This is a genomic window from Gemmatimonadota bacterium (assembly GCA_026705765.1).
In the GTDB taxonomy this organism is placed as follows: domain Bacteria; phylum Latescibacterota; class UBA2968; order UBA2968; family UBA2968; genus VXRD01.
Map to the genome: position 1 here is coordinate 34,924 of JAPPAB010000028.1, position 21,107 is coordinate 56,030.

The window sequence follows — 21,107 nt, forward strand, 5'->3', positions numbered from 1 at the left end:
TGTGAAACGCGTAACGATAATTGGGGGAGGGTTTGCTGGTCTTGCAGCAGCTGTCCGCCTTTGCGATGCGGGATATTCCGTCACGCTTTTGGAGCGGCGGCAGCAATTGGGGGGGCGCACCTTTTCGTTTACAGATCCCGTTACGGGCGATACGGTTGACAATGGGCAGCATCTGTTGATGAAGTGCTATCGGGAGACGCTCGATTTTCTCGATCGGATTGGCGCGCGCGACAATGTGGTGTTTCAACCTCGGTTCAGAATAGACTTTCGCCATGCCGATGGTGGTGCGTACACATTGAGGTTTCCGTCCTTTTTGCCCGTGCCGTTGAATCTGCTGTCCGGCTTTTTGCGATTTGGCGCAGTTCACTGGACAGATATCCCGCCGTTGAGAAAAGTTGTGGCGGAGTTGCACAAGGATCTCGATACTGGACTCACGGTGGATGCCTGGCTCGACGATTGCGGTCAGAAACCGCGCATGCGAGAGGCTTTCTGGGATCCGCTTTGTATTGCCGCCCTCAACCAGCGACCGCAAAATGCCAGTGCGCGATATCTTCAAGCCGTGCTGCGAGAAGCTTTTTTGGGCGAATCAGATGGTGCGCGTTTGGGATATGCGCGGACGGGTCTGAGTGGTTTGTTTGAGAATCGCGCATGGGAATATATTTCAAAACGGGATGGCGAGGTTCTATGCGGAAAAGCCGTGACGTCTATTGTGCCTGCTTCTTCTGGCGTTCGCATCCATACCCGTTCGGGAGATGTGATAGATACAGATATGTGTATTGCGGCGGTTCCCCCGCTACAACTCGCCAGGATGATTTGTGGGAAAACCTTTGCCGAACTCTATCACACGCTTTGTCAATACGAGCCATCGCCCATTTTTTCCGTCAACTTGTGGTTTGATCGGTCCATCATGCGTGAACCTATGTGCGGTTTGCTCGGTACGACGATGGAATGGGTTTTTAACAAGTCCGTGCTCTATGGCAACTATGACCGCGCTTCTGAGGGCTTTCTCACCATGGTCGCATCTGCGGCGCATCATCTTTTACACATGTCAAATGAAGACCTTGTTGACCTATCTTGCAGAGAGCTTCATCAGGTCTTTCCCGAAAGTAGGCGTGCCGAGTTATTACACGCCAAAGTGATATGCGAGCACGCGGCGACTTGTGCGTTGCCACTTTCTTATTGTGTACCCAAAACCCAGACGTCACACCTCCGTCTGTTTCTCGCGGGGGATTGGACAGATACTGGATTGCCGCCGACTATTGAAGGTGCTGTCAGGAGCGGGTACGCGGCTGCAGATGCGATCTTACTCGAATAGTTCGATGTATTTTAAGCCCGTTCCCGTGTTGAATAATACGACGCGCTCGCGCTCGTTAACCAGATTTTGTGCTATGAGTTTTTCAAGAGCAGCGAGGGTGGCTGCGCCTTCGGGCGCGGGAAATGATCCCACGGCGGCAGCCAATTTTGATGTGGATGCCATTAGTTCTTCATCTGTGACGGAAAGCGCGCATCCACCGCTGTCGCGAATGGCTCTTAGCATCAAAAAATCGCCGACGGCAGCAGGGACGCGCAGACCCGCGGCGATTGTTTCGGCATCGGTCCACGGTTCGGCGTGTTCATCTCCCGCACCATAAGCCCGAACAATGGGCGCGCATCCCGCCGCTTGTACGGAAATCATGCGGGGGCGTTCTGAGCCAATCCATCCCATTTGTTCCATTTCGTCAAATGCCTTCCACATGCCGATTAATCCCGTGCCACCTCCGGTTGGGTAAATGACGACTTCTGGCAATTCCCAATCAAATTGTTCGGCCAATTCATAGCCCATCGTTTTTTTGCCTTCTACACGGTACGGCTCTTTCAGGGTCGAGATATCAAACCAGCCTTCGGCTTTTTTGCGCGATGCCACAATTTTTCCGCAATCGGAGATCAGGCCGTCGATCAATTCGACATGTGCGCCCAGGATCTTGCATTCGATATAATTGGCTTGTGGCACATCTTTGGGCATAAAAATATGCGCTGGCAAGCCCGCTCGCGCAGCATAAGCGGCTGTTGCGCCACCCGCATTGCCAGCCGAGGGAATGGCAATGGCCTGAGCGCCCAATTCCGCAGCTCTTGAAATTGCCGCCGACATGCCGCGCGCTTTAAATGATCCCGTTGGATTTAAGCCTTCGTCTTTGATGTACAGTTTTGGTACACCGATTTCTTGCCCCAGTGATGTCGCTTGCAACAATGGGGTGAATCCTTCGCCGAGACTCACCTGAAATTGATCGTTTTCGACTGGCAAAACTTCGGCATAACGCCACATTGTTGGTACGCGTTCTGCGAGTTTTTCCCGGCGCATGGCTTTTGCAACTGCATCGAGATCATATCGGGCAAATAACGGCGCATCTGCCTCTGGGCTCAAATTCCAGAGCTGGTCTTTTGAATACGCTTTGCCCGTCTTGGTGCAGACCAGATCAATGAGAAATCCCATAATTACCTCGCTAAAAAAAGTTAAAAGCTCGTCATAGTATGGGGCGTACTTTTTTTTTAGTCAAGGTCTAACACATCTGTCCGTTTTTTATTCTTTCCGCCGCGTATCGGCGTATTTTTCGCCTCAATGTCGGTCTGGATATCCCGAGCACTTCGCAAGCTCGTCCCTGATTGCCACTGGTGGCGAGCATTACCCGCTCAATATGCGCTTGTTCGATTTCATACAGGGTTTCAATTTTGTCTGTTGCGCTGGACTGTGTGGGCCTGAGTACATCCAGATGTTCGGGGAGAATTACTCCTTTCTGACAGGCCAGGGCTGCGCGGTAAATGGCGTGTTGCAATTCCCTTAAATTGCCCGGCCATTCATATCCTGCCAGATATGCAACTGCCGCTTCAGAAACTCCTTGCACCTCCATACCTGTATCGGCTTTTATTCGCATTAGCATTGCTTGAACAATGTGGGGGATATCTTCGCTGCGCTCCCGCAGAGGAGGGAGGGATATGGTCACGGCGCCGAGCCTGTAAAACAAATCCAGGCGAAATTCACCTTGTTCAATCATGGAATCGAGGTCGCGGTTGGTGGCAGCAATTACTCGAACCTGCGTTTGTATGAGTGATTGTCCGCCAACTCTGACAAATTCACCGCGATCTAAGACCCGCAACAGCTTGGCCTGAAATGCAGGCGAAGCTTCACCAATTTCGTCGAGAAAAAGCGTGCCGCCATCGGCTTGTTCAAAACACCCTGCCCGACGGGTTATGGCGCCGGTAAAAGCACCTCGCTCATGCCCAAAGAGTTCACTTTCGGCAATGCCTTCTGCTATTGCCGCACAATTGAGTGCTACAAATGCTCCCGCCCGCCCGGAAGCCCGATGTATTTCTCGTGCCATCAGTTCTTTTCCGGTTCCACTTTCTCCATAAAGCAGAACCGAAGCCGATGTTCGCGCTGACAGGCCCGCGCGCTTGAGTGCGAGTAACATGTCTGGACACGATCCAATCACCATCCCAGTGGGTGACTCGCCTCTGGGATTTTGGGATAGATAGTGTAGCGCGATTTTACCCTCGACCTGCAATTGAGAGATCAGAATATCCAGGGTCTGCCGATCAATAGGGTGTACGAGAAAATCGCGTGCTCCCAACGACAAAGCCTCGAGAACCCTATCAGATGCCATATATTCACCCACAATTACGACGGGACATAGATCTTCAAATACGGGAAGTAGCTTTAATCCCCGTCCATCGGGGAGGGCTTCAGCGACAAGGGCGAGATCGGGAATTCTTTCTTCAATGCGTTTCAAGCAGTGATAAAAAGAACCCGCTATGCGCGCGTTTGCGCCCAGTTTTTTCAGCAGTTGCGCCAATTGCATTGCGCGTTGCGGATTTCCATCAACAATCAGTATGTCTCCCATAAAACCTCCAATGTGTAAGTTTTACGAGATACATCATGCATATTTTGTGCCAGAGATAAAGAAATTTATAACATATTGATAAATAATTAGTTAAAAAGAACAAGAAAAATTTTAACTCGTACATCTGACGCATAAAAGGCGACAGATGGCTCCTATTTATATAAAAAAAGGCGTCCTTCAAAAGAAGAACGCCTTTTTTTCCTCTCTCGCTGACTCTCTATGGGGAAAAATCAAAATCAGTATCTGAAGGACCACTGATCCGTCCAGACAGAGATGTGCGGATCCGGTAAACATAGGTGAAACCACTTTTAATATCTCTATCGCTATAAGAAGTGGTCGTGATCGGATCCTCGGTTTCCAAAGTCGTATAATTTTGATCTGTTAAATTTCGAATGGCAGCACCGGAAGCAGCTCCGGCGATTTCTGCCCGTTGGACGATGAAATGGTCATACTTATCGGGAGCTACCCAGGTCAAATTGATCGCGGGAACAGCGGGATTATAACGAGCCACCAGGTCCGTTGGAGGAACGGGGACTATATCAGTTGTGGTCACCGTCCTGATGGGTGATCGCGCACTCTCATTGCCCTGATGGTCAATGGCAGAGATCTGATACCTGTAAGTCGTGCGGTTTAGCAGGTCGGTATCTCGATACATCTGATGCGTCGCATCTAAGGTATCTATCTCAGTCGGCACAGTATTCAATGGATCCGCGCGATAAATTACAAAGCTGGCAAGTCCGGTCAGGTCGCCGCCATTTGCATCTCTTGTGGGGGCGTCCCAACTCAACTCGATCGCTGCCCCACTACTTTCCAAAATAGCGACAAAATTGCCGGGGGTAGCGGGTGGGATATCGTCGATCAGTGCCGTTGCAGAGGCAAATAGCGATGGTTCACTTTCTGTGTTATTTACACCAATCGCCTGCACGCGATAGACATAGGTCTGATCTGCTACCAGCGGCGAATCGACATAGGTCGTATGCACGGTCGAAAAGGTCGCTTCGGCCTCGGTTTGCGCCGGGTCTGTATAGCGCATGATGCGATACCCGGTCAGCTCTGCTTCTGTATTGGCAGACCAGGTGATGGCGATATACCCAATTCCACCAGTCGCGCGTACATTGCGCGGTGCTGCCAGAACCGGAGGCGGCTCGGTGGCCTGTGCAGAAACAAAGACCGATAGTTCGCTCCTCTCATTGGCGGTGCCAACTGCCCGCACTCGATAGACAAAGGTCTGTCCGGCAGTGACAGGGGTATCCACATACGTCGTCAATACAGAAGAGAAGATCCTGTCAGGTGTTTCATCTGTGGGATCTGTAAAGCGCAATATCTCATATCCGGTCAATTCCGGCTCGGTGTTTGCCGCCCAGGTCAAGGTGATTTTCAACTCACCACCAGTCGCGCGTACATTGCGCGGTGCTGCCAGAACCGGAGGCGGCTCGGTGGCCTGTGCAGAAACAAAGACCGATAGTTCGCTCCTCTCATTGGCGGTGCCAACTGCCCGCACTCGATAGACAAAGGTCTGTCCGGCAGTGACAGGGGTATCCACATACGTCGTCAATACAGAAGAGAAGATCCTGTCAGGTGTTTCATCTGTGGGATCTGTAAAGCGCAATATCTCATATCCGGTCAATTCCGGCTCGGTGTTTGCCGCCCAGGTCAAGGTGATTTTCAACTCACCACCAGTTGCTTGCAAGTTGCGCGGGATGGCAAATCCCCTGGTGGTCACAGATACTGGCTGAGATCGGGGTCCGGCATTGCCGGCCTGATCCAATGCTCTGATTGCATAAAAGTATCGCGTCAATAACTCGACAGATGTGTCTTCGTAACTCACCTGATCGCTCGATACTGCGGCGATCAGCGCAAAGGATGTATTGTTCTCGCGTGATCGGTAGATTTCAAAGGAGGTCAATCCGGTCAACTCATTGCCATTGCTATCTCTTGTGGGAGCCGTCCAGCTGATAAGCACGCGCTGGAAATTATCATCGTCCAGGCTGACGATGAGATCCGAGGGCGCGCCGGGAGGGCTCTGATCGGCTGAGACGGTCGCAGAAGCATAGAGTGATCGTTCGCTTTCTTCGTTATTGGTACCAACAGCCTGTACGCGATACACATAGGTCTGTCCCGATACCAGCGGCGAATCGACATAAGTCGTCTGCACGGTCGAGAAGGTCGCTTCGGCCACTGTCTGTGCCGGGTCTGTATAGCGCATGACGCGATACCCGGTTAGTTCAGGCTCGGTGTTTGCCGTCCAGGTGATGGTAATATGACCGATTCCGCCTCTTGCCTGCACATTGCGCGGGGCTGCCAGAACCGGAGCAGCTTCAGTGGCCTGGGCAGAGACGGGGGACGATAATTCGCTCTTCACGTTGGCGGTGCCAACTGCCCGCACCCGATAGACAAAGGGGTGATCTGCTGTGACGGGTGTATCCACATATGTCGTCAGCACAGAAGAGAAGGTTTTGTCGGGTGTTTCGTGTGTGGGATCAGTGAAGCGCAATATTTCATATCCGGTCAATTCAGGCTCGGTGTTCGCCGTCCAGGTCAATGTGATTTTCTGCACACCAGGAGTTGCCCGCACGTTGCGCGGGCTGGCAAAGCCCTTGGTGGTTACAGATATTGGCTGAGATCGGGGTCCGGCATTGCCAGCCTGATCCACCGCTCTGATCGCATAGAAATACGTCGTGAGCAATTCGACAGAAGTATCCACAAAACTCACCTGATCGCTCGATACTGTGGCGATTAGTGCAAAGGATGTGTTGTTATCGCGTGACCGGTAGATTTCAAAGGAGGCCAATCCGGTCAGTTCATTGCCATTTCTGTCTGTTACAGGTGCAGTCCAGTTCAGCATCACCCGCTGGAAATTATCATCGTCCAGGCTGACGATGAGATCTGAGGGCGCGCCAGGAGCACTCTGATCGGCAAGTGCCAGTCCATCGATGAAAGTGGAAGTATCACTGCGCAATAGTCCAAGATTAGGATCTTGCACAACGGTTTGAACTTTGTAGTAGTACACTTGATCGGTCGCGACAAGCGAATCGACATAGGTCGTCTGTCCTGTGGTAAAGAGCGTGTCGCTTGTTACGGATGTAAAAGGACCTTGTGTCGATTGTGACCGCAAAACCAGATAGCCCAGCAAATTGGAATCGTTTACGGGATTCCAGGATATGACAATGCGCGCCTGTTCATTTTTCGTTGCGCGCAAGCCAGCAGGTATTGGTACGTTCGCGCCTGGTGTGTTTATGGTCACTAATGTAAGTGCTGGAGGTCCTGTGTTGCCTTCTGGATCGACGGCGATGACCACATAAACGTGGAGCACGCCAGCTTCGAGCCCATCGGTATCGAGGAAATAAGTCTGGTTGGCTGGCACGGTTCCAAGTTCGACAAAAATATCCTTCAATTCGGCGGATATTTCTCCCAGATTATCGAGGTCAATGCCCAGTTCTGTGGCGAGTTGGACCAGTGCTGCTTGCGAACCCTGTATCTGGAGTTTGCCCTGCGAATCTTTGATTCTGAAAACTCTGTACCCGGACAAGCCGGTCAATTCCTGATTGCCTACATCCATTTCTGGCGCTGACCAGCCCAGTGTAACCTGTTTGCCATCGGCATCGGTGATGGCGACGAGATTTGTCGGCATAGCCGGTGCGCGCGTGTCATCGAGTACTTCTGCGCTCACAAACGCAGACAAATCACTTGCTTGTCCATCTACATCTACGGTGCTGAGTTTGTAAAAGTATATTTTTGATACACTGGCATCTATTGTCGAATCCACATAAGTCGTGCGTGCTGTGGTTACGTCGGGAACGGATGATTCGCCGCGCAATAGATCAAATTTGCCCGTAGCCGATGTTGACCGCCATATCCCATATCCCGCAAGATTGGTGCTGTTCACGGGGTTCCAGTTCAAAGTAATCCGTCCAATACCGCCCTGTGCGCGAATATTGCCCGGCGGATTCAAAGCCGTCGTGCTTCCTTCAAATTGTGAGTCAACCGGATTTACGCGCTCGCGTCCGCATCCCCACATAGCTATTAAAATTATTGCAATCCCCAAAAGGCCGAGTTGTAGTCGGCGCGTCCACCAGTGCTTCATAATAATCTCCTCATTGCCCATTAATGATGATTAAAATTTTTTCTTTAACACAATTCCAACAGATTTTTTGCGAATGTCACTGTTGAGATCTATTTTGATTCGTCGATCAATTTTGGGCATTTTATCATCCACGCCGCTGTGTATGAGTAAACGCAAACCACTGATCAACAAAATTGCGGAAAATCCGACACTCATCATGCTCTTGGTATCTCGATCGCTCGTGCGGTTAAAAAATTGTTCGGCTTCTCGAGAGTCTTTCGCCGCCTTGTAGGCTTCGTAATTGTCGTTTGCATCGCGCTTGTAATCAATGGCGCGCTTGGCCATATAAGCACTGCCACCGAGAAATAAGATACCAAATGTACGCCGTGCAGTAAAAAAGGACCGCGCTTCGGCAACGGGGGCCAAACACCCTAAAAAGAATGCGGTTGCCAGCACGACGCAACACATTTTATACATCCGTCTGTGCATACTTACTCCTTCCCTGAGATTTCGAGGGTTTAGACGAGAGTACATGATTAAAAGTTTCGGATAACTGACATATTCTATTCAAATCTTCTTTCGGCTTCTGTCTTTTCCCATGTGCGCACCATGCGAACGAGCTTTGTGCCGAGAATTTTATCGTGAAGTGCCCGGTTGTTGGGGTCCCACAGCATCCAGAATCCACTGAGGCCCAATGTCGCGATAAAAAGCAGAGGCTGTAGAATAAATCTGCCCACTGCCTGTGACCAGGTTGGAATACCTCCCCCAACGCGCTCGATTCGAATGCCCAATTCGCGCATCCCCAGGGTAAATCCAGAACGCGCCCATCCCGATAAGGTCATGAAAATACGGAAGGCGAGCAAAATGGTCAAAATGATTCCAAAATCATTCCAGATAATCATCGCTCTGCTCTGCGCTGCGGGGTCTCCCTCGATCAATCCAACGGCGATATCCTTCGCACCTCCTGCAAAACTCGTGATGTCCGACCAGATATCATCGGATTGATTGCCGCCACCGCCACCGCCACCTCTCCCGCCTCTCCCACCGCCACCTCGTCCACCGCCTCGTCCACCGCCAGCACCTGCGGTTTGCGCGCCTGGAAAGAGAACGCTTTTGAGAAGAAAAAAAATTAAAAAAGGAACGAGCACTTGCATGGAGAAATCAATTGCGCTCGACGCGAGGCGTCTCAAGATTCCGGGTGGATCCGTCAGCGTACTTGTATCCATAGATTTTGGATCAAAGTCTTTTAAGCGCGCTTCGATTTCTGCCCTGACTTGATCGTATCGCTCTGGAAATCGGTCGCGATCCAGATGTGCATAAATATCTTCGAGTTCTGAAAGCGAATAGTTCTGAAGCGATTCGACAAATGCTTCATTTCGGCTCTGGTCCATGCTATTCCTTGCGGTCGGTTAGCGAATACAGCGTTGGGATCAGTACCAGAGTTACCAGTGTTGATACGACCAGGCCGCCAATAACGGTAATGGCCATAGGTGCGCGTATCTCAGCGCCCTGTCCCACCGGGAATACCATGCCCACCACAGCCATGACCACGGTGAATACCTGTCCAGACAATATGCCGTCCAGCGCGCCTTCGATGCTTTTGACAAGGGGCTGAAAATTGAAAATGCCCAGTGCCATGGGCAACAAGCCGAGCACGGTTGTAGAGGTGGTCATCAAAATGGGACGCAAGCGCACTCTGCCCCCTTGTGCAATCGCTTCCATTTTGGGCATGCCCTCATCTCTTCGGAGCGTGTTGATATAATCGATGAGCACGATGGCATTGTTGACGACGATGCCGGCGAGCATAATCAAACCGATGAGTACGACTACACTGATGGTCTGTCCAGTTATGAGGAGCAGGGCAAAAACACCTACGAGCGCAAAAGGTATGGCAAACATGATCACAAAGGGATGTACGAGCGATTCAAATTGCGATGCCATCACCAGATAAACGAGAAAAATCGCCAATCCAATCGCCAATTGCATACTTTCAAACGATCGCTGTTGCTCTTCATTCTGACCACCCACTTTAATCGAAAAATCAGCGGGCAACTCTATCCGATCTATTTCGCGTTCGAGGTCTGCGACGACAGCACTCAGACTTCGTCCCACGAGGTTGGCCGAAATCAATGCCACGCGCTCCTGGTCAATTCTGCGAATTTCTGCAGGTCCCATTTCCACCTGTAAATCGGCAACCACACTCAAAGGCACCGGCGATGGGGCATTGTTAGGACTGACGATTAACCGCCTCAGATCATCTACTGTGCTTCGGTGTTCCTCTTCGGCGCGAACGCGAATATCGACCCGTCGATCTCCTCGGGTAAATTGTGTGGCAACCTCTCCTTGAACCTGATTGCGGATAATCTCGCCAATGGCGTTAATCGTTGTGCCCATTTGCGCCACGCGCTTGCGGTCAAACCGAATTTGCACTTCGGGTGTACCGCCCTCGCTCGTTGTTTTTATATCTGTCAGTCCCGGAATAGTTTGCATGCGCGCCATCATTTCTCCGGCGATCATCTGTAGCGACAGCAAATTATAACCGGCGACTTCCACTTCGATTGGCGTGCGGGACGAGAATAGCGATGGGCGAGCAAATTTTGTATCCACGGCGGGAATTTCCAGGATCATCTGGCGCAAGCGATCCATCACGGCAATTTCGCGATCTCTAATAATGCCCTCGTGGAGTACGACATTGACCTCACCTACGTTTTCTCTTTCTTCTCCGCCGCTTCCCCCAGATGCCGATTGCGTGCCGACAATGCTGTACACCAGACGCACTTCGGGTTGGCTGCGCACAATTCTCTCAATGGCTTGAATGGTTTGTGTGGTGGCGGCAAGGGGTGTGCCCAGCGGCATTTCGACTGCAATTGAGAACGCTCCCTGGCTCATTTCGGGGATTAGTTCACTGCCCAATCTCGAGCCAAGTGTCCAGGTGCCACCCAAAAGGGCAATTGCCAACCCAATCACATACAGGCGATGTCTGAGCGCCCATCTGATAATGTGCGGATAGACGAGATAAGCGCGTCCAATCACTCTGTCGAAAATCCAGAATAAAGGTGTCAGGCAGGTCAGAATACCGCGTCCCAACCATCCTGCAACCGCGCCCAGCAATCCCATAGCACGGGCAGGTGCTTCTACACCACCCTTGTGTCCGCTTTCCTTTTTTCGTTTCTCTACGGCGGCAAATTCACCAATCCAGGAAAATTCCAGCGAAGCCAGCATGGGTATGACCGTGAGGGCAACGAGCAGGGAGGCGACGAGCGAATAGGTCACGGTAAGTGCCTGGTCGCGGAATAGTTGCCCGGCAATGCCTTCGACAAAGACAATGGGGACAAAGACGCATATTGTCGTCATTGTAGAAGCCACTACGGCTTGCCCCACTTCAGACCCCCCTTTATTGGTCGCTTCACGCGGACTCAGGCCGCTGTCCTGGTAACGTTGTACGCTTTCGAGTACGACAATTGAGTTGTCAACCAGCATGCCAATTCCCAGGGCAAGACCACCCAGAGACATGATATTGAGACTCACGTCGGATGCGTACATGAGGAAAAATGTCGCAACAACCGAAATGGGAATAGATACGCTGATGATGCCCGTGCTTTTGGGGCTTTGCAAAAACAGATAGAGGACGATAATGGCCAAAAAACCACCCAAAATAGCGGTGTTGAGGACCTCGGAAACCGAGTCTCGAATGAATGTCGATTGATCCGCGACGACCTCCATCCGAGAATTGCCCAGCAAATCGCCGGATGTGCGGCGGAATTGCTCAAGGGCTTCTTTAACGGATTGCGCAACGGTTACGGTGTTGGCATCGCCCTCTTTGTATATGGCCAGTTCGACACTTTCTTGCTGATCAATACGCGTGATTACCGTGCGTTCGCGGTGCCCCCGGGTCACCAACCCCACATCGGCTAATGTGATAATTGTGCCCTGCCGCTGGCCCACCACGATGTCCTGGATTTCTTCTATTGTTTTAAATTCGTTGAATGTGCGAACCAGGTATTCCGCTTCGCCATCTTTGAGTTCTCCGCCTGTCAGATTCACATTTTCCTGGGCTAAGCGATTGACGACCTGAGCGAGTGGAATGCGCAATGCAGCCAGTTTGGGCTGGTCAATCTCAACTTGTATTTCTTCTTCCAGGCCGCCATTGACGCGCACAGATGCGACCCCTTCGAGGCTTTCCATTTCGGGCTTAATTTCTTCTTCGGCCAGGAGGCGTAACGCGATCAGGCTTTCTTCGCCGTAGAGTCCGATGCGCATGATTGGGTCCAGCGAGGGGTCAAATCTCAACAGTACGGGTTTTCTCACGTCCTGTGGCAGGCGCACCTGATCGAGCTTTTCCCGAACATCGAGGGAAGCAAAATCCATGTCCGTACCCCAGGCAAATTCCACAACCACATCCGATATGCCAGGGCGGGAGGTCGATGTTACCCGGATAACCCCATTTACCACACCTACAGATCCCTCAATCGGCTCGGTGATTAAGCGTTCCATCTCCGAGGGAGCCGTGCCTTCGTATTCTGTGCGCACCGTCAGGGTGGGATAGGTGATGTCGGGCAGTAGATTGATCGACAGGCGCTGAAAAGCCACCATGCCAAATAACACTGCCGCAGCCACAAACATCGTTACTGTTACCCGTCGCCGGGTCGAAAATTCAATGAGTTTCATAAGTTTTAATTACCTCGTCCGCCTCGTGCTGGTATCAATCCTTTTTCTCGCATTTCAGTCACAAAAGCGCGGAGTTTTTCCATATTTGTTGCGAGTTCAGGGTCGTCTTTCACGCGTTTTTCATATTCGGCTTTGACTTCGGGGAAGCGCTCGATTATGCGTTTTATACGGTCTGTGGGATCACCGCCACCTTGCCCACCTGCAAATCCTCTGCCCTGTCCACCTTGTCCCATTTGTCCTCGTCCCTGTCTGCCCTGTCCACCTTCACCCATCTGTCCGCGACCCTGTTGTCCACCACCTCGTTGGCCTCTCTGACCCATTTGACCGGTATTGGCATCATCTCCTGCCATAGTGCCACCACCTCGTTGTCCGCCTTGTCCCATCTGCCCGCGTCCTCGTCCCTGCCTTCCCTGTCCATCGCCACCTCGTTGTCCGCCTTCACCCATTTGAACACTTCCACCACGTCCTCGTCCCTGTCTGCCCTGCCCGCCTTGACCCATCTGCCCTCGACCCTGCCTTCCCTGTCCACCGCGTCCGGCAAGTGCGGGGGGTGCGGCTTCTCCGACGAGGCGCACGGAGGAACCCGGTCTCAATCCTTCCTGTCCCACGGTAATGACTTGCTCTCCCTGGGAAAGGCCATTGAGAATCTCTAAGCGGTCGCTATCAGTAAAACCGATTTCGATGCGCCTGCGTTGGGCCTGCCCGCGTCCGGTTTCGGGATCGGTCTCAAAGGTAAATACCTGGTTGCCTTCTCCTTCGAGTACGAGGGCTTTTTTGGGAATGACCAGGGTGTTTATTCGCGTTTCCGTGATGATATAGACCGAGGCAAACATCCCGGGACGCAATAGACTTTTATCTGTTCGAGGTATCTCGACGGTTACTTTGACCGTGCCGCTTTCGGGATCCACCACGGGGCTGATCATTTTCACCGTGCCCGTAAATTCCTTTTCAGGCGCAGCTTCAATAGTAATGCGCGCAGTCTGTCCTACGGTGATTTTACCAAAGTCCTTTTCGGTTACCTGGATGCGTGCAAGCAGAGGATCAAATTTGGCTACAGAGGCCACCACCTGATTGTTGGTGACCATATTGCCCACTTCGATATTTCTCAGCGTCATAATGCCTTCAATGGGTGATCTAATCGCCGTGTAGCTCAAATCGAGTTTGGCCTGTTCGAGTTGTGCTTTGGCAGATTCGAATTGGGTCTTGGCATTTTCATAAGACTGTTTGCTACCCAGGTTGCGCTGAAATAGGGCATCTTCGCGTTCATACCGCTGTTTGGCCTCTTGATAGGCAACTTCTCGTTGCGCGACGCTGATCTGGGCAGCGTCGGCGTCGAGCCTCGCCAGCACAGTACCCTCGCGTACGGGGTCGCCTTCTTCTTTTGAGATCGCGATGACCTGTCCGGGTCTGCGCGCTCGAACGTCAACCCATCTTTCGGCTTCGAGTGTTGTGTTTTTGAGGATATATGCAGAAATATCCCCTTGTTTTACAGTCTCGACCTTGACGGGCGCAGCAGCACCACCACCGCGTCCACCGCGACCACCGCGTCCAGCACGTCCGCCCTGTGCCTGTTGTGCTTCTTCACCGCAGGCAAAGAGCGCGAGAAAAAGCAGAACGAACCATCGGTGTTTGGCTATTTTTTGCATCATCCCTCCGTCTTCTCAAAACTTAAAAATTAAAAGAAAGTAAACAATTACTCACTTATTTTTGCACAAAATTCTTTATCACTCGGCTTTATTGCTGTGAATCCTGTTTCTGTGCTGGGTACGCCGTCGAGTCTCTTGTTCGGCCATCATCTCATCAAATTCTTTTCGCTGTTCAGGTGTCAAAATTTCCCGAATTTGAGCGCGGGTTGTGTTTCTCACTTTTCCAAACTCAGAGCGATAGGCCGTGTTGATATCGACCATGCATTTGCGCCCTTCCTCGAGGATTGTGTCCAGTTGCGCTTTCTGTTTATCTGACAGGTCGAGCTTTGCCACCATTTCAGACATGCGCACTCGCCTTTTTCCAGCATTACCAGACGCAAGACTTTCGTAAACAGTCCCTATCACTGCGCCGAGTAATAAACACAAGACAATCAGGCATGTAAAGCGGAAACGCGAAATAAACATAATAAAAACCTTCTAACGCGTGTTGTCGGATAAGACGAGGTCGAGTACGCGGTCTTTGGAAAAATCATCTTCGGTCAAACTCACAACTTCTCGAACCTCGCGGTCGAGCGAACCCTGTAAAAAAGCATCCAGGGTGACGGGTTCAACATTTCTGTCCAGGCGTTGGGTCAAAAATGCCAGCGAGCCAATGGAGATCAGCAACATTGCGGCAGTGGCGAATTTTTGAAATCCCCATCGGTTCTTCATTCGCGCTACTTCTTCCTGGATTTTTATATCTACGCGCCGCACAAAAAAACGGTCGGGTGCAGGCGGAGACCAGGCGGCAAATAGTTGGCGCATTCGCACCATCTCGGCCAGTTCACGCCTGAGACTGTCAGATGTGCGCAAGAGTATCTCAATTCTGGCTCGATCTGCTTCTGTCAGCGCATCATCGAGATAAGCTGACAACAATTCTCGGTTGATGTCAATGGTGTTGCCTGCGTCCATATCACGCCTCAATCCAGTTGTCGTATTGCACCTGCAAAATTTCGCGGAGTTTTGTTCGTCCTCGAAACAGGCGAGACTTAACGGTTCCTATTGAGCATTTGAGCAATTCGGCAATTTCTTCATAGGTCAGACCTTCAATTTCTCTCAAAACAAAGGTCACGCGGTATTCTTCCGATAGATCGTCCAGGGCGCGTTCGAGAATTTCTTGAAGTTCCCGTTGTTCAACGCGCATATCTGCATTTTGGGGCTGACCCGTCCAGATGCGCGGTGCATCCCAATTTTCTCGGTGTTCATCCAGAGATATAAAGCTGCGCCGATGTCTGGATTTGAGGTGGTCTAAGCAGCAGTTGATAGCGATGCGGTGCAACCACGTTGAAAATAGCGATTGCCCCCGAAATCGATTCAGGGCGCGAAATGCCTTGAGAAATGCCTCTTGCGCCAAATCGTCGGCTTCGTCAAGATCGCCAATGAGGCTGTAAACCGCATTGTACACGCGTTCATGGTGTCGCTGAACCAGCACGGAGAAAGCCTCTGTGTTGCCCTCTAAGACCCGGGCGACGATTTGGATATCTTCCATATGTAAAAAATTGGACGATTTTGAATCGCGCATTGTTCCGACCTCTGAGACCAAAACCGCTATTTATTGGTTTCCGCTGTGGCATTGGTAATCCGTCTGATTCCCACACCTCTGACGAGGTCCAGAATCGACATCACGTCGCCATAGGGCAATTGACGGTCTGCCCGCAAAATGAGCCCCCCACTTTCATCGATATCCGCCGCGTGTTGTTTTAATAATTCCCGCAATGCCGGTTGATTGACCATCTGACCATCCAATGCCATTTGACCATCTGCCGATACGTTGAGAATATAACGTCTTGGATGCTGCGTTTTTTCCGCGTGTTCCATGGCGGGCAGTTCGACCTTGAGTGCGGATTGATCGATAAATTGCGTGGTTACAAGAAAAAATGTAAGCAATAAAAATAGGACATCGATCAAAGAAGTCACATTGATGGCCGGGCGGCGCTTGAGGGGCATTTGCATTCGCATTACTATTCACCTTCGGAGTCTTGAAACCCCCGGAGTTTTTTCAGGAGGGTATTGGCGTATTTCTCAATTTCCAGGATCAAGCTTTCTGCCCGACTGCTGTATAAATTGTAAAATACGAGTGATGGAATCGCAATAAAAAGTCCAGCGGCAGTCGTTAAAATTGCTTCGGAAATGCCCCCTGCCAGAAGATTGGCCTGTCCTACGCCTACTTCTGAGACCTGTTGAAAAACTTTTATCATGCCCAGAACAGTGCCCAGGAGTCCCAAAAGCGGTGAAACTCCCGCTACGGTTTCCAGTACTACCAGTCCCTTTTGCAATACGCCCATTTCCTGACGGCCCTGGTCCAGAATGCTTTCTCTGACCTCTTCTAAAGGCAAATGGCGATTGTCCAATCCCGCGCGCATTACCGCGGAGAAAGGACCTTTGTGCTGCCGACAGACGTTCAATGCCAATCCGATGTCTTCGGGGCCTTGAATATTGTCGATTACACTGACAATTTCGGGCCGGATGACGGCGCGACGGCGCAGTGCAAACCCGCGCTCAATTGCAATGCCCAAAGCCAGTACTGAGCACAAGGTCAGAGGATACATCATGAGGCCACCCTGTTCAAATAGTGCCCAGCCCATATTATTATCGCCTTTGTCCTTTGCCAAAAATCAAATATTCAAAAGTACCCGTAATGTCGAGGTACTCTTCCGGGAAATCTGGCGGTAATGCCTTGAATGGTGCCGATAGTTCGATAGCCTTCAAGCTCGTATCGCGCAATAGGTAATGGCCCTCATAGTCGATCAATTCGGGGCCTTCGAGCCGCCCATCGCGCCAGATTCTGAATTTCACTATGGTCTTGCCATCAATCATACCCAATTCGAATGCGCGAGGCGGATATATATGACGGTCAATATGTCGCTTGAGATATTGCATGTAGGGGGCGAAATTCCAGGCGTAAGTGCTCAGTTGCAATCCCCCGCGTTCGAGTGCGCGGGTCTTGCTATTGTCCATATCTATGCGTGGTTGGGGCAGTTCGCCGCCCAATACCGCGCGTTCTCGCTCTTTTCGCGCTTCTTCGGGATTTTTTTGCAATACATCCACAAAGCTAAAGGGGTTGTCGGTGGTTCCCTGCGTACGGTCTGCGCTTTGCGTCTCACTGCGCGGCTTCCCCTGCGCTGGTGCCGCTATATTTTTAGCCTGTGATATGCCATCGGAAAATGGTAAGTGGCTTTCGGGTAAGGGGACCGTTTGTTGATCGCGAGAGATGTTATCGCGCTCTGCGAGCAAAGGGGTTTCTTCGGGCGGTGCGTCGTCTCGATTTTGGGGCACATCGACAAATTCAAATGTCAGGGGCGGTGATGCGGGTATTTTTTCTGGTTGCGGTACAATGATCGCAGAGTGCCATAGCGGGTTCTCCATGAGCAGGAACATAATGTGCAGCAGAATGGCTGCGGTATAAGCCCAGAGGTATGGATTGTTGAGTCGCGTTGCCATATACCCATTCTGCCTTTACTATTTTAGTTTGCTTCTGCGACTTCAATTGCTCGCGAATGTATTTTTGCCCACATGCCCTGGAATAAAGACATTCCCCCCACATAAAAAAAGCCAGAGGCAAACAAAATCAGGAATGGTACGGGGAAGTACAGCCCTTTGGCAATCGAATACGCCATGGCACCCAGCAGATAAAGGCCGAGTCCAATTTCCAAAAATGCAGTTATATTTTTTTTCAGGGCGTAATTTTTGCGATACCAATTTCCATTTCGTCCGATAACGCGATACTTAGGGGTGCGGTTGAATGCGGTCTCGTGCCCCCGCAGAGCCTGAATCACTCCGCGCGCGTTATTCAATGATATCCCCATGCCCAGGGCGAGTACGAATGGTAAATACAGGATGCGCGATTTCCAATCCGAATATATTTCTCGCTGCGAGTGGATGTAGTATCTCGAGATCACGCCCGTCGCGCCTACAAAGAGGGGAAAATCGATTATCAATACTCTGAGCCATCCGAGGTCTTCCCGCAGCACAATTGCGGGAAAAATGAGAATGGCGATCATTGCCATCAAACAATATGCAAAATTGGTTACCAGATGAAAAGCGGCTTCGCCTTTTACACGCCAGGGGAGATGGCTTTGCAACAGGGTTTTCAGTGTTTTTTTGGCGGTTTGAACAGAGCCTTTTGCCCACCGAAATTGCTGTGATTTCCAGGCATTTACTTCCACGGGGATTTCGGCTGGCGTTACGGTATCTGAGAGATAGACAAATTGCCATCCCGCCAATTGCGCGCGGTAGCTCAAGTCGAGGTCTTCGGTCAGGGTATCGTGATGCCAGCCGCCAGCTTCGTCGATACAGGCTCGACGCCAGACGCCTGCTGTGCCGTTAAAATTGAAAAACAAGCCCGAGCGGCTTCGGGCACCGTGTTCCATAACAAAATGGCCGTCGAGATAGATGGCCTGTACGCGTGTCAAGATGGAGTAGTCCCGATTCAGATGTCCCCAGCGCGTCTGAACCATGCCGACTTGCGGTTCTGCGAAATGCGGAATGGTTTTTTTTAAAAAGTCCGGTGGCGGCAGAAAATCGGCGTCAAAAATTGCGATCAATTCACCGCGTGCAACTCGCAATCCCTCTGCGAGCGCACCGGCTTTATACCCGGTGCGCGTTTTGCGGTGTATCAGCGCGATATTCAGTCCCGAATGTCGAAGTTCATCAACGCACTGCCTGGCAATTGCGGTTGTCTCATCGGTTGAGTCGTCTAAAACCTGAATTTCGAGGCGGTCGGTTGGATAATCCATTTTGGCGACGGCGCGAATCAGTCGTTCGACCACATAGCGTTCGTTAAATACGGGCAATTGCACTGTCACAAAGGGTAATTCATCAAAGGTGCCGCGGGGAATGGGCTGTTTGCGACGGTGCTTGTAATAGAGGTGTACCATCAAGTGTCGATGCAGGCTTACGAGCATCAGCAATGCAAACACGAGGCTGTAAGTGGCCAGCAAAACGGATTGCCACCAGGCCATACAGATCTCCAAAATGAAAGTCAAAATAGATGTGTTACCAGTGCAGTGCAGCAAAATATAGGGTTTGGATACGTTCCGTCAAAGTATTTTGTGTCAATGTCTCCGTGTTGTCTAAAATGCCCGAAAACACTTAAATCGCTTTGTCGATCACTTGACACAGACCGTTTGAGGTAACTATATTGGATTGCGATAAAACAGGTGCAATGGGCAGGGGTAAACTTCTATTCCGATAGGTGCGTAAAATCCATGATCGGACTTAAAATAAAGGATTAAGACCGTGTACGATAAATATTGGAATCTGACAGAATTGCCGTTTGAAAATGTGCCAGATCCGCGTTTTTTTTATTCTTCGAGAGATCACCAGAGAGCATTGTTGCAAATGTTTTACGCGATCAATAACCGCCTGGGGGCTGCCGTGCTCACGAGCGATGTGGGCTGTGGCAAAACCACTGTGGGTCGCATGCTCATCCATGAACTGTCATCTGATAGGTATAAAATCGCACTTATGGATAGACCTGGTCTTTCGCCGGAAGACTTTCTGCGGGATATGCTCGAGCAATTGGACGTTGAGGACCAATCGAACGGAAAATTGCAACGCGCACTTGAGGTTCAGGCCGTCAAAAGTGCCAATGCGGGCAAATATACGGTTGTTATTGTCGATGATGCCCATGCAATAGAAGACGACGATACGTTTGAAGCGTTGCAATCTCTGTTCAGCTTTCAACGCAACGGGCGTTTTTTTCTCACCCTTCTCCTCGTTGGACAGGCAGATCTCATGGAACGGGTTGCGGGCGTTGAGGCATTGGGACAACAGGTTGCGCGGCAATATCATCTCGCGCCGCTCAAGCGCGAAGAAACCCTATCTTATGTGCAAACTCGTCTGGAAAAAGCTGGGGCTGATCGATCTTTATTTGATGAGGACGCGCTCGACGCGCTCTATCAAGCGTCTAATGGTGTTCCACAAAATATAAATAATATTTGCGATATTGCCCTGTTGCTCGGTTTTGATGCCGGGGTCAAAACCGTTGGAGAGGAACAGATAGAGAAAGCTGTTTACGCGGTTGACAATCTGTAGTGAAAACGGAGGGGATTATGACACCAGAAGAGAAATTTCGATTTGATTTGCAGGGGTTTTTGGTTGTCAAAAATGTGTTGAGCGCAGATGAGGTGGATGCGCTGAATAAGTTGGCCGATGAGGTATGGGCTGCTCCTGCCGACGAAAATGATGGGCACCGCCGTACGAGTCGCGTTTCAATGTGGGGGCCAGAGACGCAGGCGTTGTTCGATCATCCCAATGCGTTGCCGTATATGATTGAGTTGCTAGGGCCAACATTTCGCGTGGATCACGATTATTCCATTTTTATGAAGAAGGGGGCGAGACGCGGGCGATTGCACGGTGGGCCATCACTGCAGGCGGGTGTGCCGGGCGATCATTGGTACAAATACCACGATGGGGTGATGCGCAATGGGTTGACGGTGTTTACTTATAATCTTGCGCCCGCGCGCAAAGGGGATGGCGGCTTTGCCTGTGTTCCCGGGTCGCATAAGAGCAATTTTGTCAGTATTCCCAGCGATGTGCGCAATTTTGAGCGACCGGCGCACTATGTACATCAGCCCGAAGCAGAAGCCGGGGATATGATCATTTTTACAGAGGCACTGGTGCATGGAACAATGCCATGGGAGGGCGAGCACGAGCGCCGTTCATTGCTGTATAAATTTAGCCCGGGACATTCGGCGTGGTCGCAGAATTATTACAATCCAGACGATTATCCGAATGTGACAGATCAGCAGCGACGGATTATGGAGCCGCCATCAATTGGCGGGCGGGAAAAAGTCGTTATGTGATCGGAAAGGA

At 51.0% G+C, this 21,107-nt stretch carries 17 protein-coding genes; 3 read left to right on the plus strand and 14 right to left on the minus strand.

From position 1 onward, the window contains the following. The first annotated feature begins 1 nt into the window (after position 1). Entirely contained in the window at positions 2–1,315 is a 1,314-nt protein-coding gene (gene hpnE, locus OXH16_03560; GenBank protein MCY3680447.1) for a hydroxysqualene dehydroxylase HpnE, read from the plus strand. Here hpnE and OXH16_03565 read toward each other — a convergent pair. The 14 genes from OXH16_03565 to OXH16_03630 all read right to left on the minus strand — a co-directional run bounded on the left by OXH16_03565 (position 1,304) and on the right by OXH16_03630 (position 19,252). Beyond that, positions 1,304–2,470, minus strand: coding sequence for a threonine synthase (locus OXH16_03565; protein ID MCY3680448.1), 1,167 nt, complete (start codon positions 2,468–2,470; stop codon positions 1,304–1,306). The two genes, hpnE and OXH16_03565, sit on opposite strands and share 12 nt — an antisense overlap. 67 nt (positions 2,471–2,537) lie before the next feature. Further along, the gene (locus OXH16_03570) at positions 2,538–3,875 is read right to left on the minus strand and encodes a sigma-54 dependent transcriptional regulator (GenBank protein ID MCY3680449.1); all 1,338 of its coding nucleotides are present in this window, start codon (positions 3,873–3,875) and stop codon (positions 2,538–2,540) included. Between the two features lie 217 nt (positions 3,876–4,092). Beyond that, on the minus strand, positions 4,093–7,959 hold the full coding sequence (locus OXH16_03575; protein ID MCY3680450.1) for a hypothetical protein: 3,867 nt from the start codon (positions 7,957–7,959) through the stop codon (positions 4,093–4,095). Positions 7,960–7,989: 30 nt separating this feature from the next. Then, positions 7,990–8,427: a hypothetical protein gene (locus tag OXH16_03580; GenBank protein MCY3680451.1), complete on the minus strand. Its 438-nt coding sequence runs from the start codon at positions 8,425–8,427 to the stop codon at positions 7,990–7,992. 74 nt (positions 8,428–8,501) lie between these two features. Beyond that, a complete protein-coding gene (locus OXH16_03585) occupies positions 8,502–9,329 on the minus strand; it encodes an RDD family protein (protein ID MCY3680452.1) in 828 nt (275 codons plus the stop codon). A gap of 1 nt (position 9,330) precedes the next feature. Further along, on the minus strand, positions 9,331–12,606 hold the full coding sequence (locus OXH16_03590) for an efflux RND transporter permease subunit (GenBank protein MCY3680453.1): 3,276 nt from the start codon (positions 12,604–12,606) through the stop codon (positions 9,331–9,333). Between the two features lie 5 nt (positions 12,607–12,611). After that, positions 12,612–14,255 (minus strand): efflux RND transporter periplasmic adaptor subunit, encoded by a 1,644-nt coding sequence (locus tag OXH16_03595; protein ID MCY3680454.1) that lies wholly within the window; start codon positions 14,253–14,255, stop codon positions 12,612–12,614. 75 nt (positions 14,256–14,330) lie between these two features. Then, positions 14,331–14,597, minus strand: a complete 267-nt coding sequence (locus OXH16_03600) for a hypothetical protein (GenBank protein ID MCY3680455.1) — start codon at positions 14,595–14,597, stop codon at positions 14,331–14,333. A 132-nt stretch (positions 14,598–14,729) separates the two neighbouring features. Then, complete coding sequence (locus OXH16_03605) at positions 14,730–15,203, minus strand: zf-HC2 domain-containing protein (protein MCY3680456.1); 474 nt, start codon at positions 15,201–15,203, stop codon at positions 14,730–14,732. 1 nt (position 15,204) lies between these two features. Beyond that, positions 15,205–15,813: a sigma-70 family RNA polymerase sigma factor gene (locus OXH16_03610; GenBank protein MCY3680457.1), complete on the minus strand. Its 609-nt coding sequence runs from the start codon at positions 15,811–15,813 to the stop codon at positions 15,205–15,207. 26 nt (positions 15,814–15,839) lie between these two features. Beyond that, positions 15,840–16,250, minus strand: coding sequence for a biopolymer transporter ExbD (locus OXH16_03615; protein ID MCY3680458.1), 411 nt, complete (start codon positions 16,248–16,250; stop codon positions 15,840–15,842). Positions 16,251–16,252: 2 nt separating this feature from the next. After that, positions 16,253–16,876, minus strand: coding sequence for a MotA/TolQ/ExbB proton channel family protein (locus OXH16_03620; protein MCY3680459.1), 624 nt, complete (start codon positions 16,874–16,876; stop codon positions 16,253–16,255). Positions 16,877–16,880: 4 nt separating this feature from the next. Further along, the gene (locus tag OXH16_03625) at positions 16,881–17,732 is read right to left on the minus strand and encodes an energy transducer TonB (GenBank protein MCY3680460.1); all 852 of its coding nucleotides are present in this window, start codon (positions 17,730–17,732) and stop codon (positions 16,881–16,883) included. Positions 17,733–17,755: 23 nt separating this feature from the next. Continuing rightward, the gene (locus tag OXH16_03630; GenBank protein MCY3680461.1) at positions 17,756–19,252 is read right to left on the minus strand and encodes a glycosyltransferase family 2 protein; all 1,497 of its coding nucleotides are present in this window, start codon (positions 19,250–19,252) and stop codon (positions 17,756–17,758) included. 277 nt (positions 19,253–19,529) lie between these two features. Here OXH16_03630 and OXH16_03635 point away from each other — a divergent pair, with 277 nt between their 5' ends. Then, entirely contained in the window at positions 19,530–20,327 is a 798-nt protein-coding gene (locus tag OXH16_03635) for an AAA family ATPase (GenBank protein ID MCY3680462.1), read from the plus strand. A 17-nt stretch (positions 20,328–20,344) separates the two neighbouring features. Then, on the plus strand, positions 20,345–21,097 hold the full coding sequence (locus tag OXH16_03640; GenBank protein ID MCY3680463.1) for a phytanoyl-CoA dioxygenase family protein: 753 nt from the start codon (positions 20,345–20,347) through the stop codon (positions 21,095–21,097). Positions 21,098–21,107: the final 10 nt, after the last annotated feature.

Coding starts and splice junctions, on each gene's coding strand:
- OXH16_03575 (MCY3680450.1), bottom strand. CDS start 7,959: ATGAAGCACTGGTGGACGCGCCGACTACAACTCGGCCTTTTGGGGATT.
- OXH16_03570 (MCY3680449.1), bottom strand. CDS start 3,875: ATGGGAGACATACTGATTGTTGATGGAAATCCGCAACGCGCAATGCAA.
- OXH16_03600 (MCY3680455.1), bottom strand. CDS start 14,597: ATGTCTGAAATGGTGGCAAAGCTCGACCTGTCAGATAAACAGAAAGCG.
- OXH16_03620 (MCY3680459.1), bottom strand. CDS start 16,876: ATGGGCTGGGCACTATTTGAACAGGGTGGCCTCATGATGTATCCTCTG.
- OXH16_03605 (MCY3680456.1), bottom strand. CDS start 15,203: ATGGACGCAGGCAACACCATTGACATCAACCGAGAATTGTTGTCAGCT.
- OXH16_03615 (MCY3680458.1), bottom strand. CDS start 16,250: ATGCGAATGCAAATGCCCCTCAAGCGCCGCCCGGCCATCAATGTGACT.
- OXH16_03585 (MCY3680452.1), bottom strand. CDS start 9,329: ATGGACCAGAGCCGAAATGAAGCATTTGTCGAATCGCTTCAGAACTAT.
- OXH16_03640 (MCY3680463.1), top strand. CDS start 20,345: ATGACACCAGAAGAGAAATTTCGATTTGATTTGCAGGGGTTTTTGGTT.
- OXH16_03565 (MCY3680448.1), bottom strand. CDS start 2,470: ATGGGATTTCTCATTGATCTGGTCTGCACCAAGACGGGCAAAGCGTAT.
- OXH16_03630 (MCY3680461.1), bottom strand. CDS start 19,252: ATGGCCTGGTGGCAATCCGTTTTGCTGGCCACTTACAGCCTCGTGTTT.
- OXH16_03610 (MCY3680457.1), bottom strand. CDS start 15,813: ATGCGCGATTCAAAATCGTCCAATTTTTTACATATGGAAGATATCCAA.
- OXH16_03595 (MCY3680454.1), bottom strand. CDS start 14,255: ATGATGCAAAAAATAGCCAAACACCGATGGTTCGTTCTGCTTTTTCTC.
- OXH16_03580 (MCY3680451.1), bottom strand. CDS start 8,427: ATGCACAGACGGATGTATAAAATGTGTTGCGTCGTGCTGGCAACCGCA.
- OXH16_03590 (MCY3680453.1), bottom strand. CDS start 12,606: ATGAAACTCATTGAATTTTCGACCCGGCGACGGGTAACAGTAACGATG.
- OXH16_03625 (MCY3680460.1), bottom strand. CDS start 17,732: ATGGCAACGCGACTCAACAATCCATACCTCTGGGCTTATACCGCAGCC.